Source organism: Actinomadura sp. NPDC048032 (assembly GCF_040653175.1).
GTDB classification, from domain to species: domain Bacteria; phylum Actinomycetota; class Actinomycetes; order Streptosporangiales; family Streptosporangiaceae; genus Spirillospora; species Spirillospora verrucosospora.
Genome location: NZ_JBEZJP010000168.1, coordinates 1 through 15,376 on the forward strand (window position 1 = coordinate 1; position 15,376 = coordinate 15,376).

General features: G+C 73.3%; 9 protein-coding genes. 5 read left to right on the forward strand and 4 right to left on the reverse strand.

Annotated features, from left to right (window positions below):
- On the forward strand, nt 1-742 hold a 742-nt coding region (locus AB0C69_RS21915; RefSeq protein ID WP_360356267.1), incomplete at its 5' end, for an alpha/beta hydrolase-fold protein.
- Between the two features lie 35 nt (nt 743-777).
- Nucleotides 778-2,601 carry an asparagine synthase (glutamine-hydrolyzing) gene (gene asnB / locus AB0C69_RS21920; RefSeq protein ID WP_360356269.1) on the forward strand — a complete coding sequence of 608 codons (1,824 nt, stop codon included), beginning with the start codon at nt 778-780 and terminating at the stop codon, nt 2,599-2,601.
- A 13-nt stretch (nt 2,602-2,614) separates the two neighbouring features.
- On the opposite strand, the gene AB0C69_RS21925 is transcribed toward asnB, so the two are convergent.
- Both AB0C69_RS21925 and AB0C69_RS21930 read right to left on the reverse strand, forming a co-directional pair.
- Complete coding sequence (locus AB0C69_RS21925; protein WP_360356272.1) at nt 2,615-4,249, reverse strand: AMP-binding protein; 1,635 nt, start codon at nt 4,247-4,249, stop codon at nt 2,615-2,617.
- A gap of 114 nt (nt 4,250-4,363) precedes the next feature.
- Nucleotides 4,364-4,903 carry a dihydrofolate reductase family protein gene (locus AB0C69_RS21930; protein ID WP_360356275.1) on the reverse strand — a complete coding sequence of 180 codons (540 nt, stop codon included), beginning with the start codon at nt 4,901-4,903 and terminating at the stop codon, nt 4,364-4,366.
- Nucleotides 4,904-5,028: 125 nt separating this feature from the next.
- Here AB0C69_RS21930 and AB0C69_RS21935 point away from each other — a divergent pair, with 125 nt between their 5' ends.
- From AB0C69_RS21935 to AB0C69_RS21945, 3 genes are all read left to right on the forward strand, one after another.
- Nucleotides 5,029-7,878 (forward strand): AAA family ATPase, encoded by a 2,850-nt coding sequence (locus tag AB0C69_RS21935; protein ID WP_360356278.1) that lies wholly within the window; start codon nt 5,029-5,031, stop codon nt 7,876-7,878.
- A gap of 199 nt (nt 7,879-8,077) precedes the next feature.
- On the forward strand, nt 8,078-10,972 hold the full coding sequence (locus tag AB0C69_RS21940) for a hypothetical protein (RefSeq protein ID WP_360356281.1): 2,895 nt from the start codon (nt 8,078-8,080) through the stop codon (nt 10,970-10,972).
- Nucleotides 10,969-13,758: a protein-arginine deiminase family protein gene (locus tag AB0C69_RS21945; protein ID WP_360356284.1), complete on the forward strand. Its 2,790-nt coding sequence runs from the start codon at nt 10,969-10,971 to the stop codon at nt 13,756-13,758. The genes AB0C69_RS21940 and AB0C69_RS21945 overlap by 4 nt, the downstream gene beginning before the upstream one ends.
- Before the next feature lie 17 nt (nt 13,759-13,775).
- On the opposite strand, the gene AB0C69_RS21950 is transcribed toward AB0C69_RS21945, so the two are convergent.
- Complete coding sequence (locus tag AB0C69_RS21950) at nt 13,776-14,612, reverse strand: ABC transporter permease subunit (protein ID WP_360356287.1); 837 nt, start codon at nt 14,610-14,612, stop codon at nt 13,776-13,778.
- A gap of 35 nt (nt 14,613-14,647) precedes the next feature.
- A partial coding sequence (locus AB0C69_RS21955) for an ABC transporter ATP-binding protein (protein WP_360356290.1) occupies nt 14,648-15,376 on the reverse strand: 729 nt, incomplete at its 5' end.

The following is a 15,376-nucleotide window of genomic DNA, read 5'->3' on the forward strand; positions in this document are numbered from 1 at the left end:
GAACGTCCTCCTGCCGTCCCGGTACTCGTCGACCGGCCGCGCGTTTCCGGTGCTGTACCTCCTGCACGGCTTCGGCGGCAACCGGAACACGTGGCTCCAGTGCGGCGACCTCTCGACCGTCGTGGATTCGGCCGGGCTGGTCGTGGTCCTCCCCGAATCCGGACGCTCGTGGTTCATCAACGACGCCCGGGGGCGGCGCTACGAGGACTACCTCGTGCACGAGGTCGTCGGCCATGTCGATGACGCCTTCAACACCGTGGCGTCCCGGGACGGGCGAGGCGTCGGCGGGTTCTCCATGGGCGGGGCCGCCGCCCTCTACCAGGCGTTGCGGCACGGTGAGGTGTTCTCGGTGGTGTGCAGCAACGCCGGCGCCTTCGAGGCCCCCCTGCGCGAAGGCGACCCCTACGACCACCTGCGGGACGGGCAGAGGCTGGCCATGCCGACCACGAGGGACCACGAGCGCGTCTGGGGGCCGGTCGGCAGCGAGGTCCGGCGCGAGTACGACCCGTACCGCGCGCTCCGGGACCGGGACGCGAAGCACCCGATCGAAGTGCATCTCGACGTCGGCCTGGACGACTATCCCCGCATGATCGGCATGAACCGGAGAATGCGCGCGGCCCTCGCGGCCGGCTCCGTTCCCCACCGCTACCGGGAACGGCCCGGCGGGCACGACTGGGAGTTCGTCAACGCCGGCCTTCCCGACCTCTTCGCGTTCGCGCGGAGCCGCCTCCTTTCCGCCTGACCCGCGCACCCAAGAGGACAACGGAAGGAGCGCACATGTGCGGCATAACCGGATGGGCCGACTGGACGCGGGACCTCTCCGCGCAGGGCCCCGTCGTGACCGCCATGACGCGGACCCAGGCGCCGCGCGGCCCCGACGACGAGGGGACGTGGCTGTCCCGCCACGCCGCACTGGGCCACCGGCGGCTCGCCGTCATCGACATCGAGGGCGGGCGGCAGCCCATGCGGCGGGACGGGCGCGACGGCGAGCCGGTCGTCATCACGTTCAGCGGCGAGATCTACAACTTCCACGAGCTCCGTGCCGAGCTGCGCTCCGCCGGCTGGTCGTTCAGCACCCGGTCGGACACCGAAGTGCTGCTGACGGCCTACCTCCAATGGGGCGCGGATCTCGTCACGCGCCTCAACGGAATGTACGCCTTCGCCATCTGGGACGAACACGCGCGACGGCTGCTTCTGGTGAGGGACCGGCTCGGCATAAAACCGCTCTACTACGCCCGGCTGGGCGACGGGATCATCTTCGGGTCGGAGCCCAAGGCGCTGCTGGCCCATCCCGAGATGAAGGCCGAGGTGGATCTGGAGGGCCTCGCCGAGCTGACGGCCGTCCCGCGCGCGAGGACGCCCGGCCACGCCGTCTACCGCGGGATGCGGGAGCTCAAGCCGGGGTGCCTCGTCGTCGCCGACGCCTCCGGATGCCGCGAGAGCCGGTACTGGCGGCTGGAGGCCCGCCCTCACACCGAGGACTTCCGCGCGACGACGGACGAGGTCCGCTCCCTGCTCACCGACATCGTCAGGCGCCAGATCGTGGCGGACGTGCCCGTCGGCACGCTGCTGTCCGGAGGGATCGACTCCAGCGCGATCACGGCCCTGGCGGCGCGGGAGTTCGCGGGGGAGCTGACCAGCTACTCGGTGAGCGTCCCGGCGCCGGCGCGCCCGGGCAGCGACCTGTGGCGGCCCAGCCCGGACGAGCCGTACGCGCGCCTGGTCGCCGAACGGCTCGGCCTCAAGCACTCCGTGGTCCAGGTCGGCACCGGCGCTCTCGTCGAGGGGCTCGACCGCGGGCTGCGGGCGCGCGACCTCCCCGGCTGGGGCGATCTCGACATCTCGATGTACCACCTGTTCAGCGGGGTCCGGGAAGACTGCACGGTCGCGCTGTCGGGGGAGTCGGCCGACGAGATGTTCGGCGGCTACGCCTGGCAGGTCGACGACCGGTACGTCCGGCACACCTCGTTCCCCTGGATGTACGCGCGGCGCCAGCCGCAGTTCCTGCTCCGCGAGGAGGTGAGGCGCGCGATCCGGCCGGAGGAGTACGAGGCCGACCGCTACCGGGAGGCGCTGGCGGAGGTCCCGCACGTGGACGGGGAGGACCGCACCGGACGCAGGCAGCGGGAGGTCTTCCACCTCGGCCTGACCCGCTGGCTGGGCGCGCTGCTGGACCGCAAGGACCGGATGAGCATGGCCGTCGGCCTCGAGGTACGGGTCCCCTTCGCCGACCACCGGCTCGCCGAGTACCTGTTCAACGTGCCCGCGGACATGAAGGCCGACGGGGGGACGGAGAAGGCGCTGCTGCGCCGGGCGTGCGCGGACCTGCTCCCGGAGGAGATCGTGAACCGGCCCAAGAGCGCCTACCCGGCCAGCCGGGACCCCGGCTACGTCGAGACGCTGAAGAACCTGGTCATCGAGATGATCGACGAGCCGGGCGCGCCGCTGTTCGACCTCATGGACCGGGCGAGGGTCCGCCGGGCGGTCACCTCCGAGCTGGACGCGCTGCCCGGCCCGATCACCGCCCGGACCTCGGCGATCGGCCTGTCCTACCTGCTCGAACTGAACCGGTGGCTCACCCGGGTCCGCGTCGTGGCGTGACCCGGGGCGGCCGTCACCCCCGCGTCCCCTCCGGCCGCGCGTAGCGCCGGCGCAGCTCCTCCTTCCGGATCTTCCCCGTCGCGGTCGTGGGCAGGACCTCCAGGAGTTCGAGCCGCCGCGGCCAGTACGCCTTGGTCATCCCGGCCTCGTCCAGGGAGCTCTGCAACTCCTCCAGGGTGACCGGGGAGGCCGCGGAGACCGGCGTCACCACCGCGCAGATCGTCTCGTCCTCGTGCTCGTCGGGGATGCCGATGACCGCGACGTCGCGCACGCCCGGATGCCGTCCGATGATCGACTCCAGGTCGGTGACCGGCGCGATGTTCGCGTTGCGCAGGATCATGTCCTTGGCCCGGCCGGTGATCCGGATGCCGCCCCGGCCGTCCGGCCGGGCCAGGTCGCCGGTGTTGAACCATCCGTCCTCGTCGAGGTCGGCGGCGTACAGCTCGTCCCGCCGGTAGTAGCCGAGGCACTGCGTCGGCCCCCGCACCCACAGCACGCCCTCGCCCCCGGTCCGGTCCGACACGGGGTCGATCCGCAGCTCCATGTCGGAGATGGGACTCCCGTCGCTGTGGGCGGCCCAGTCCTCCGGATCGTCCGGGCGGGTGATCGTCACCGGGCCGTTCTCGGTCATGCCCCACAGCGAGTGCAACCGCAGCCCGAAGACGCTCGCGGTCTCGGCGATGAAGTACTGGGGGATCGGCGCCGAGCCGCTGACCAGCCACGCCAGTGCGGGCAGCGCGCGCGGCGCGGACCGCTGCTCCTTGATCAGGCTCAGCAGGTAGAAGGGGGCGCAGTAGAAGAACGTGACCCCGTGCCGGGCCATGAGGTCGAGGGCATCGCCAGGGTCCTTGGCGTCCTGGAACGCCATGGTGCCGCCCAGCGTCAGCGGCATCAGCATGCCCTGCACGACACCGGTGTAATGCGTGTAGAGCGCGGTGGTGTACATGACGAGCGTCTCGTCGAGGCCGAAGGTCTCCGCCTCGCCGCGAACGGCGGCGTACAAGGTGTTCTGGCTGTGCAGGACCCCTTTGGGATCGCTCGTCGTGCCCGAGGTGAACAGGACCAGGTACGGGTCGTCGGGCCCGAGTTCCCGCTCGTCGAGCAGGTGGCCGTGCCGCTCCTCCCAGGCGGTCCCGAAGAAGAACGACTCGAAGTCCTCGGTGCCGTCCGGCCCCTGCCCGTCCGCGACGAACACGCGCTCCAGGGACGGCAGCTCCGCCGCCAGCTCGGCGCCGAGCTCGCCCAGCCGGTCGCCGTTGTCCTCCTCCATGGTGACGAGGACCCGCGCCTCGGTGACGCGCAGCATGACGTCGAGCTCGCGGCGCCGGTAGGTCTTCATGAGGGGGCAGTACACGACCCCGGCCCGGATGCAGCCGAGCGTGATCGCGGCGAGTTCCCACCGGTCGGTGAGCTGGGCCGCGAACACGTCCCCGGGCCGTAGGCCGAGCTCGACCAGAGCGCCGGCGCACCGGTCGGCGGCGGCGGCGAGCCGCGCGTAGTCGAGCCGGTGCGTCCGCCCGTCGGACTGGCGCCTGGTGACGACCGCCGCCTTCCCCGGCCTTTCGCGCACGTGCCGCCGGAGGTCGTCGAGAAAGGTCTCGTCCCGCCACCAGCCGCGGTCACGGTAGCTCGCAGAGGTCGGGGTCATGCCTGCACCACCATCACATCTTCGGGAAGGGTGGACGGTCCGCGCGGAATTGGAGATCAACATAACCCGGATTCCCGCCCGGTCACCACCCTTGGAACCGCGCCCGAATTCCGGTCAGGCGCGGTCGCGGACCAGCGAGTACCGGTGCTCGACGGACCCGTCGGGGAAGGTGCGGGAGCCGGTGAGCTGGAGGGGGGCGGCGCCGCTCTTCTCCATGGTGAGCCGGAGGCCGTCGCCGAGGAGGACGGGCATGACGACCACGCCGAGTTCGTCCAGGGCGTCGATGTCGCGGAACGCCTGGATGGTCTGCCGGCCGCCGACCAGGTGGACGTCGCCGGTGAAGTCCGCCTCCCGCATGAGACGGAGCAGTTCGGCCGGGTCCGAGGCGGACACGACGCCGTCGGGGGTCCCCTCCGGGAGGGGACCGCCGGTGAGCACGAAGACCCGGAGGTTCGGCCACGGCCAGTGCGACGACCCCACCGCGGGCGCGAAGGTGTTGCGGCCCATGACCACTGCGCCGCAGTCGGCGATGAACTCCGGATGGCCGTGCGAGACGCCGGACTCGAAGTCCGGTGCGGTGAGGATGGTGGGCAGCCCGTCCGGTGAGGCGATGAAACCGTCGACGCTGACGGCCATGTGTGTGCGGATGCGCATGGGGGTTCCCTTTCGGTCTGGTGTTCCTCCAGAATCTCGGGCACGGGGGGCGAGCACATTGGGCTGATGCCCAAGGCGGACCGTCATCGCCTCTTTAAATTTCGGGCGCGGGCTATTCTGTGGCGATGGCGAGCCGTTTGGTGAGCCCGGTGCTGGTGGGCAGAGGGCCGGAGCGTGCGGCACTTCTCGCCGCGTACGGCGAGGCCCGGCACGCGGCGACCGTGGTGCTCGTCGGCGGCGAGGCCGGCATGGGCAAGACCAGGCTGGTGCGGGATTTCACGTCCGGGCTGGGGTCCTCCGCGCGAACGGTGGTGGGCGGCTGCACCGATCTGGGCATGGACGGGCCGCCGTTCGGCCCCTTCGTGACGGCCCTGCGTCGGCTGGTGCGGGCGATGGGCGTCCCCGCTGCGACGAGGCTGCTCCCGGGCGGCGGCAGGCGGGGGCTGGCCCGGCTGCTGCCGGAGCTGGGCGAGGACGACGGTGACCCGGACCGCGCCCTCGGCCGTGCCCGGCTCTTCGAGGAGATCCTCCTGCTGCTGGAGGGCGGCGCGGCCGACCGGCCGCTGGTCGTGGTCCTGGAGGATCTGCACTGGGCCGACCGCTCGACCGGCGAGCTCCTGGCCTTCCTCGCGCACAACGTCGGCGGACCGGGCCTGCTGCTGGCCGGGACGTACCGGCCCGACGAGATCACCGCCGCGCATCCGCTGCGGCCGCTGGTCTCGCGCGTGGAGGGCGTCCACCGGATCGCGCTGGCGGGGCTGACCCGTGACGCGGTGGCGCAGCAGGTCGGCGCGCTGCTCGACCACGAACCCGACGAGCCGCGGGTGGACCGGATCTTCCGCCGCAGCGGCGGGAACCCGCTGTTCGTCGAGGCGCTGGTGGACGCCGGCGACGCCCCGGTCCGGTCGTTGCGGGAACTGCTGCGGACGGACGTCGAGCGCCTGCCCGACCCGAGCCGGCGGGTCGTGCACGCGGCCGCGGTGGCGGCCGGGCCCGTGGAGCACGCCCTGCTGGCCGCGCTCACCGGGATGGGCGACCTGGAGTTCGAGGACGCGCTCCGGCCGCTCGTGCGCCGCAGGCTCCTGGACGTGGTCGAGGGCGGGTACGCCTTCCGCCGCGACCTGATCCGCGAGGCGGTCTACGACGGGCTGCTGCCCGGCGAGCGCGTGCGGCTCCACCGGCGCTGCGCCGAGGCGATCAGCGCCGACCGGCGGCTGGTCCCCGCCGATCGCGCGCTGATCGAGATCGCCGTGCACTGGTACGCGGCCGGCGAGGACGCCCGCGCCGCCGAGGCCGCCTGGCGGGCCGCCGAGTCGGCCCGCAGGGCGTACGCGTACGCGGAGCGCCACCGCATGCTCGACCGCGTCCTGCGGCTGTGGGACAGGTTGCCGGACCTGCCGGACCGGATCGGCGCCGACCGGGCCGCGGTCCTGGAGATGGCCGCCGAGGCCTGCCTGAACGCGGGCGAGCTGGAGGCCGGGATCGCCGTGGCGACCGCCGCGCTGGACGAGTCGCCCGGCCCCGAGCGCGCCGCCGCGCTGCTGGAGATCCGGGCGGCGCTGCGCGACCGCAACGGCGAGGATCCGCTGCCCGACCTGGTGAGGGCCGTCCGGTCGCTGCCGCCGGCCCCGCTCTCGGCGGTGCGCGGCCAGCTGCTGGCCGAGCTGGCCACCGCCCAGCGCAACCACCGCCGGTTCGCGCCGGCCCGGGCGGCGGCCGAGGAGGCGCTGGAGATCGGGCGGCGGACCCGTGACCGCGCCGTCCAGGCGAGGGCGCTCGTCACGCTCGGCGCGCTGGCCGCGTCCGGCGCGGACCCGGCGACCGCGAGCGACCTGTTCGGCCAGGCCGGCGCGGCCGCCGCCGACGCCGGGGCGCACGACACCCGGCTCCTGGTGGCGGCCACCGAGTCGGACGCCCTGGAGGCCGCCGGCGAGCATGCCCGGGCGGCGCGGGTCGCGCGCGAGGGCATGGCCCTCGCGGACGGCCTCGGGCTGGCCCGTACCCGCGGCACGCTCCTGGCGCCGAACCTGTCGGAGTCGCTGCTCTCGCTCGGTCGCTGGGCCGAGGCGAGCGAGGTCAACCGGAACGCCCTGAGCCTGGCGCCGCCGCCGCTCTACCAGGCGTACCTGCGGGTGATCCAGGCGACCGTCGACCTCAGGCGCGGAGACCTGGACCGGGCCGGGGCGGCGGCCGGGCAGGCCAGGGCCGCCATGCGCGGCAACAGCCGCGGAGAGGAGTCGTGCCTGGAACCCGATCTGCTGGACTGCCGGCTGGCCCGCGTCAGGCAGGACGCCGGGGCGCTGGCCGCGGTCGTCGGCCACGTCCTCGACGACCACGACCTGCTGGCCAGCCCCCGGTACGGCTGGCCCCTGCTGCTCGCCGCCGCGCAGGGCCTGAACGACCACCGGCGGGCCGGGGGCTCGATGGAGCGGCTGATCACCTGGGCCGGGAAGCTCACGGTCGGCGGCCGGCTCCAGCGGGCGTACCAGGTGACGTTCGAGGCCGAGGTGGGAGAGCCCGGCCTCGGCGCATGGCACCGGGCGATTGCGGCGTGGCGCGACCTGGAGCAGCCGTACGCCCTGGCCGAGACGCTGGTGCGCGCCGCACGCGCGGCCCTGTCGGCCCAGGACAGGAAGCAGGCCGCCGTCCTTCTGGCCGAAGCGACGTCGATCGCGACCGGCCTGGGGGCGGCTCCTCTGCGCGCCGAGGCCGAGAAGCTGGCCAGGCGGTCCCGGCTGACCGCCGCCGCTCCGCCCGCCCGGCGGGAGGCCCCGGCCGGGCTCACCGGCCGCGAGCTCGAAGTACTGGAGCTCCTGGCCGCCGGGCTGAGCAACCGCCAGATCGGCGAGCGGCTGTTCATCTCCGCCAAGACCGCCGGCGTCCATGTGTCGAACATCCTGGCCAAGCTGGGTGTCACGACCCGCCTGGAAGCCGCCGCATGGGCCCACCGAACCCGCCTTTTCGACGCGAGGTGACCGCCGGCGGGAGTGATGTTCGGGGTTTTCCTCGACCGCGCGGCACCATCCGGCCATTGGAAAGAGTGGTTTCCACGATGTAGTGCGGCGACTACTCAGCGCACTCTGCGGTGAGCCGAGTCTCGCAGCCGTCCACCAGAGCGGCGGCCGGGAAGACCGTGGAGGAACCTCGATGGCGAGTGAAGGCATATTCCGGTTCATGACCGTGCGCCCGGCACGCAGGCAGGCGACCCTGGCCGGGATGCCGGTCATGGTCGAGACGTCCGACCTCTACCGGCGGCTGGCCGAGGCCGCGGCGGAGGGCGCCGACCGGGAGAGGCTCCGCGAGATGGCGAGCGGTCCCGCCCGGCCGGACGCGGCCGCGCGCACCGCCGGGCTGGACCTCGCCCCCCTGCGGGCCTGGTTCTACGCGAACGAGAAGAGCACGCTGGGCGAGGCCGACCTGGACGGCTGCGTCTCGCGGGCCTACGGGCGGTCCCTGGACGAGCTGGTCGACGCACCGGAGTTCGCCGCGGCCCGGGCCGAGCTGAGCGACCGGCTGCTGGCGGCGGCACTCCGCGGCGACGCCGAGGGGACCGCCGAGCGGGATCTGCTCGACGCCAAGCTTCTCTCGCTGGCCGCCTCGGCCGGGGCGGCCGGGCAGGAGCGATCACTCGGCGACGTCATGAGCACGCCGGCGACGCTGCCCTCGTTCCTGGGGCGACTCGCGCCGGCTCCGCCCTCCGCCCCGGCGCCGCCCGTCCCGGCGGAGCGCGACGACGGGGAGAGGGCCTGGCTGGACGACCTGGGCCGCGCGCACCGCGAGCTGCTCAGGCTGGTCCACGACGGCAGGCACCTGGTGTTCTCGTCGGTGACCGCCGCGGCGGCCCCGGGCGCCGCCGCCGAGGCCCCGGAGGCGGCGAGCGCCGAGCCGATGCTCTCCGCCGACGCCGTGGCGGGGCTCAGCGAGGAGACGCGGGGAGTGCTGGACCGGCTGGGGCTGCTCGCCGGCGACCTGCGGCCGTTCCGGGCGATCCCCGCGGTCGAGGCCGAGCTGCACCACGCCGCCGGGCAGGCCGCGGCGGACGTCCGGCCGACCGGGACCCTGGCCTTCGACGGGGGCGAGATCGACCTGGACCGGTTCCACCGGGCCATGAGCGCCCGGGGCGAGGGGCTCGCCGCCGGGCCGCCGCCGCCCGCGCCGCAGCACTCCGCCGCCGGGGTGGCCGACCTGCTGGTGGTGCGGCAGAAGATCAAGGCCTACGAGCTGGGGGAGTTCGCCCACGTCGAGAACATCATGGCGGGGGAGACGCGGGAGCGTTCGACCCGCCGGCTCACCCAGGTGGAGGTGACCACGGAGGACGAGACGGAGACCGAGACCGAGAAGGAGCGGGACCTGCAGTCCACCGAGCGGGACGAGCTGCAGAACGAGGCGGAGAAGCACGTCAAGAGCCAGCTCGACATCGAGGCCGGGCTCCAGGTGAGCGGGAGCTACGGCCCGGCCGCGTCGTTCTCCTCCAGCGTCAAGGCTGGAAGCTCGACCTCCACCGAGGAGTCCCAGCGCAAGGCGTCCTCGTTCTCGCAGGAGGTCACGCAGCGCACGGCGGAAAAGGTGCGCGAGCGCGTCCGCAGCCTCGTCCGGCGGCGGACGCTGGAGGAGTTCGAGGAGACCAACCGGCACGCGTTCAGCAACAGCTTCGCCAAGCACGTCCGCGGCATCTACCGGTGGCTGAACAAGGTCTACGACGCGCAGGTCTTCAACTACGGCCAGCGGTTCATGTTCGACTTCGTGGTGCCCGAGCCGGCGGCGTACTACCTCTACGGCCTGGTGGAGAACCCGCCGCAGGACAGCGAGCTGGTGAAGCCGCAGGCGCCGGCCATGCCCGACGGGCAGCCCCTCCGGCCGTCCTACCTGACCCGCGGCAACTACACCGAGTTCGTCGCCCGCTACCGCGTCGTCAACGCGCCCGCACCGCCGCCGTCGACCCGCACGGTCACGTTCTTCGACAAGCAGGACGGCACCACCACGACCAACTTCGGCCGCGCCGGGAAGATCGACATACCGGAGGGGTACGCCGCCAAGAGCGTGACCGTGCAGGCGACCCATCTGTTCGAGGCCGGCAGCGTGCACAACTTCCACATCGTGATCGGCGGCCAGCTGTACATCTACACCGACATCTTCGGCGCCAAGAGCGGGACGGCCTCCGGGGAGAAGGAGCTCTCCGTCTCGATCGCCGTGACGGCCCTGTGCTGGTCGGTCGGCGTGGACGTGGAGTGCGTCGTCACCGCGGAGGCGGAGGCCCGGTGGCAGCAGTCGGTCTACGACGCCGTCATCGCCGCCTACCAGCAGCAGCTCGCGGAGTACAACGAGAGGGCCGCGCAGCGGGAGCTCCAGCGCAGCACGAACCAGCAGTTCGGCCGCAACCCGCTGGTCAACCGGCGGGTGGAGCGCGACGAGCTGAAGAAGTGGGTCATCATGATGCTGGCCAAGAAGCCCGACCTGAACCTCGACTCCTTCCAGCCGCCGGTGCCCAAGACCCCGCCCGAGCCGGTTCTCGACCTCGACAAGGCCAACGCCAACGGCAAGTACATCCGGTTCCTGGAGAACGCCTTCGAGTGGCAGAACATGCTCTACGTCTGCTACCCCCACATGTGGGGCCGGCGGGCCCGGTGGATCTCCGCGCTGAACATCACCGACCCGGACGCCGACTTCGCCGCCTTCCTGCGCGCCGGCGCGGCGCGCGTGCAGGTGCCGGTGCGGCCCGGCTTCGAGAGCGCCGTCGCCTACTTCGTGTACACCGGCAACATCTGGGACGGCAACGACGTCCCGCGGATCGACGACGAGCTGTACGTGCCGATCATCGATGAGATCACCACCAACCTCGGCAAGCTCGACAACGGCGTGCCGTACCCGGCGAACTCCAAGCCCTGGGAGGTGGTCATCCCCACCGACCTGGTGCTGGTCCAGGACGTCTCGGACGTGCCCCCGCTGCGGGACGCGCTGAAGCCCTCCGCCCCGGTGGCGCTGGCGGACGGGGAGACCGGCCGGGACGAGGCGGCCGCGGACGCTCCCGCCGGGTCCGGCGCCGGGCACGAGGCCGCGAGCGGTCGATGACCGCCTACCGGCTGCACGCCGACTTCGATCGCGACGGCAGGCTCTCCGCGCGGCCGGGCGAATGGGCGCGGCGGCAGGCGCCGCCGGGGGCCCTGGTCCGCGCCAACCTGGACGACGACGCCCGGCGGCTGCCCACGACGGTCACCCGCGGCGACCCCGTCCGGCTGGACCGCGAGCTGCCGGTGAAGACGGCGGGGGACGACGAACCGGCCGGGCTGCTCGTGGAGGAGGTCACCGCGGCCCCCGGCCCGCTGTTCGTCGTGCTGCGGGTCGCGGACGCCGCGCGCTGCGCGGTGGTCGACGCCACCGGCAGGCGGCTCGCCGGGGCCGCCGGGGCGGGGAACCGGGTCCGTTTCCGGCTGCCGGTCGCGCCGTTTCCCCGCAGGCTGGCGCTGGAGGCGGTGGACCTTCCGGCCGCTCCGCCGGCCGCCGCGGCGCTCAGCGGACCGGCCCCGGGGCTCCCGGACGGCCGGGTCACGGTGTGGCTGGAGCGCGACGACCCGGCCGGCACCGTCGTCGAGGACGAGGTGCTGTTCACCGTGTCCCCGCTCGTCCTCATCGGGAACGCGGGCGCGCTGGAACGGCTCTACATGTGCCAGGTCACCGCGGACGACCCGGCCAGGCCCCTGGACGACAACGGTCCCGCCGTCGCGGAGGTGCAGGCGGCGCTCCAGCCGCTCGGCGTGCCGCTGACCCTCGTCCCGATGGAGGTGCACGGCGGCGACAGCTGGATCCAGGACCAGTACCAGCTCGGCTTCACCGAGACCCCGGACGGGCCGACGCGCGTGCTCCTCCACACGCCGCGCACCCGTTCGGACGCCGCGCAGGGGGTCGTCGCGCCCAACCTGAGCTCGATGGTGACCGCTCATTTCCCGAGCCGGGACCTCGGGATCTGCCAGTCGTTCTGGGACCGGGAGCTGACCATCGCCTCCCCGGACGGCACGACCGGGCGGCTCGGCTTCGTCGGCAGCGACCGCGCCCTGGTGATCATGATCCGGGTCAAGATGCTGCGCCGGCAGCTGTTCGAGTCCATCGCGCGGATCGGCACCGACGTCGAGCTGAACACGACCGTGGCGGTGTTCGGCGACGCGACCGTCGAGTTCTTCCGCGCCCGCAACGAGCTGCCCGCGCTGGCCGGCCGGCTGAAGCAGGTCGCCAGGGCGGCGGCCGAACGTCCGGACTCGCCCTTCTACAAGCAGCACGACAAGCTCGGCCGGCTCGTCCAGAACGCGGAGAAGCAGGTCGAGGACGTCCGGCGGGAGATCCCGGTCCCGCAGGGCGCGCCCCAGCTCCGGCTGCGGCTGCCGGCCGTGGGGAAGCTGCCTCAGCAGGACTTCCTGATGTCCGAGGCGGAGGTGGGCCGCCTGGAGAAGCGCCTCCAGCAGTGGCACTCCAGCCACAACTTCGGCGGCAACATCGAGGTGGGGCCGCCGCATGCCAAGGCCCCGGCGGGCGTGGTGGTCGTCGGCAACCAGACCACGCCGCAGCCGGACGGCTCCACCGCGACCGACATGGACCCCGAACTCCTGGCCTTCCTGCGCGGGCAGGCGCAGGGCCGCCAGCGGGTGCTGGAGGTCGACACCAGCTGGCTCGACGTCGGCCACGTGGACGAGGTGCTGGCGTTCGTGCCCGACCTGCGCGACCCGCAGAGCCCGAAGGGCGCCGTGCTGCGCTCCTCGCCGCTCGTCGCGCTGAAGCTCGTCGCGGCCGCACGGCAGGAGTTCATGGCGGGCCTGTCGCCGGGCGAGCTGACCCGGTACAAGAACTGGATCCCCACCCGCACCGGGCGGCTCACCTACGAGGGCGCGAACCCGGTCACCCATCTGCTCCGCGGCATGCAGTGGCTGCACCAGCACGAGAGGGGGCAGCTTCTGCCGATCGAGCCGCCGGAGATCTACCTGTCGATGGCGAAGCGGTACCGGGACTTCGCCGGCCCGATCCCGAACTCCCCGCTCCCGCTGCCCGACTCGCCCTGGCAGCCGACCACCCCTCCGCTGCCGGCCGGCATCTCGATCTTCGAGCTGGACTTCTTCCGCGACGGGACGAACGAGGATCTGGAGGACCCCGAGCCGGCCACTCAGCGGACGGGGCCGGACGGCGCGTCCGTCCCGGCGAAGGGGCAGCTGACCGAGACCGAGGAGAAGCTCACCACCGAGTACGGCGCGCTCCCCATCCTCAAGCTCCCGGTCGTCTTCGACGACCGGTCGGCGCTCGCCGAGCAGACCGCCGCCTTCACCCCGAACCTGGCGAACCTCCAGGTCGCCGCCCCCTGGCTGCTGGTCCCGCGGCCGCACGGGCCGCGGATGGACGTCGAGGCGGCCGCCCGGGTGCTGCGCGCCGTGGCCGAGCAGGTCGGGGACGTGAAGGCGGCGCGCTTCACGCCGCAGTGGCTGCGCGCCCGCGGGCTCGACCGCACGGTCTACTGGGCGCGGCCCGGCTCGATACCGGGCGACCTCGCCGGTGACGACGCGCAGAAGCTGACCTCCGCCTTCCGCGACGGCTGGCCCAAGGAGGCCGACCGCGGGGAGATCCGGCAGCAGATCGTCCGGGCCAACCCCGGCGCGTTCGACTCGCGCGGCTTCCTCAGGGGGAGCGCCTGGCGGAAGCTGCAGATCCCCGAGCGGAAGGTCGACCTCTTCGAGGCCTGGACCGAGGCCGTCGCCGACCGGATCGGCTACCGGGTGACCTGGGTGGAGGCGTGGTACTACCACGTGCGCCTGGGCTCCATCCACTGCGGGACCAACGTGCTGCGCACCGCCCCCGCCGGCCTGCGATGGTGGCGCTGAGGCCCGCCGGGGGCGGGTCAGCGGCCGAGGTCGCGGCGGCCGAACCGCCAGGCTCCGAGGGCGACGAGCGTCGCCGCGACGACGGCCAGGACGGCCGCGTCGGCGAGCCGGAAGCCGTTCTTCAGCGGTTCGCCGCCGATGTAGTAGTGGAAGGGCGTGAGGGCGCGGAGCCGGTCGGCGCCGATCTGGGCGGCGAAGCCGTTCAGGGCGTAGGCCAGTACCCCTGTTCCCGCGGTGACGCCGAAGACGAAGGCGCGGCCCTTGCCGGTGGCCGCGCCGAGAGCGGTGGACAGGGCGCCGAAGACGAGTGCCAGCAGCGCCAGGTTGAGGGTCTGCGCGGTGAAGCCGGAGACGGCGACGGACTCCAGTCCCGCGCTCGTGCGGACGGCGAGCATCGCGCCCAGCACCGCACCTGCGATGGCGACGGCTCCGGCGGCGAGGGCGGCGAAGCGGTGCAGCAGCAGGCGGGTGCGGCCGATCGGATGGGCGAGCAGCAGGTCCAGGTAGCCGGACTCCTCGTCGGCGGAGATCATGCGGGCGCCGGTGGCGGCGCCGTAGAACGTGGCCAGCAGCGGCACGAGCAGCCCGAACACGGCGCCCTGGAGGTAGCCGGCGGCCGAGGTGAGGTCGTCGAACCCGAACCCGCTCATGGCGTCGGGCACGCTGCCGGCGGCGTCCGCGGTGACCTGCGGGTAGAAGCCGGCGTACGCCGCGGCCAGCAGGCCGGTGGCCAGGGCCCAGGCGGTGAGGACGCGCCGGTTGTCGAAGAGCGTCCTGGCGAACATCGTGCGGCTGAACACGCGGGCGGGGCCGGAGGCTCCGGGAAGAACGGCGCCGGCGGGGGTGGTGGTCATGGTCTCGTCCTTGGAAGGGGGTCGGGCGTGGCCGGTCAGGCGGCGGGGACGGCGTCGTCCTCGCCGGTGTAGTAGGCGTGGAAGAGCTCTTCGAGGTCCTGCTCGTCGGCGTGCAGGCGGGTCACGGTGTGCCGGGCGGCGGCCTTGACCAGGGCGTCGGGGCTTCCGTCCACGCGGCAGGTGAGGACGCAGCCGCTGCCGGCGGGCTCCACCTCGGCGTCGGTGACGCCGGGCAGGGCCGCGAACTCGGCGCCCGCGACCGGGGCGGCGAAGTCGATCCGGACGCGCAGGGAGGAACGGGCGCGCAGGCCGGCGATGGTGTCGGTGGTGACGAGGCGCCCCTGGCGGATGATGGCGACCCGGTCGGCGACGGCCTCCACCTCGCTCATGATGTGGCTGGACATGAAGACCGTCTGCCCGGCGTCGCGGGCCTCGGCGACCATCTCCAGGAACGTCTGCTGCACCAGCGGGTCCAGGCCCGAGGTGGGCTCGTCCAGGATCAGCAGTTCGGGATCGTGCATGAACGCCTGGACCAGGCCGACCTTCTGCCGGTTGCCCTTGGAGAGGCTTCCGATGCGGGCCGCCAGGTCCAGGTCCAGCCGCTCGGCCAGACCGGCGATCCTGTGGACGGGGACGCCGCCGCGCAGGCCGCCCAGGAAGGTCAGGCATTCCCCGGCGCGCTGGCGGCCGTCGGGGGCGAAGTTGCCGGGCGGGGAGCCCACGCGGCGGGGCAGTTCGACCCCGGCGGAGCGCGGAGCCCGGCC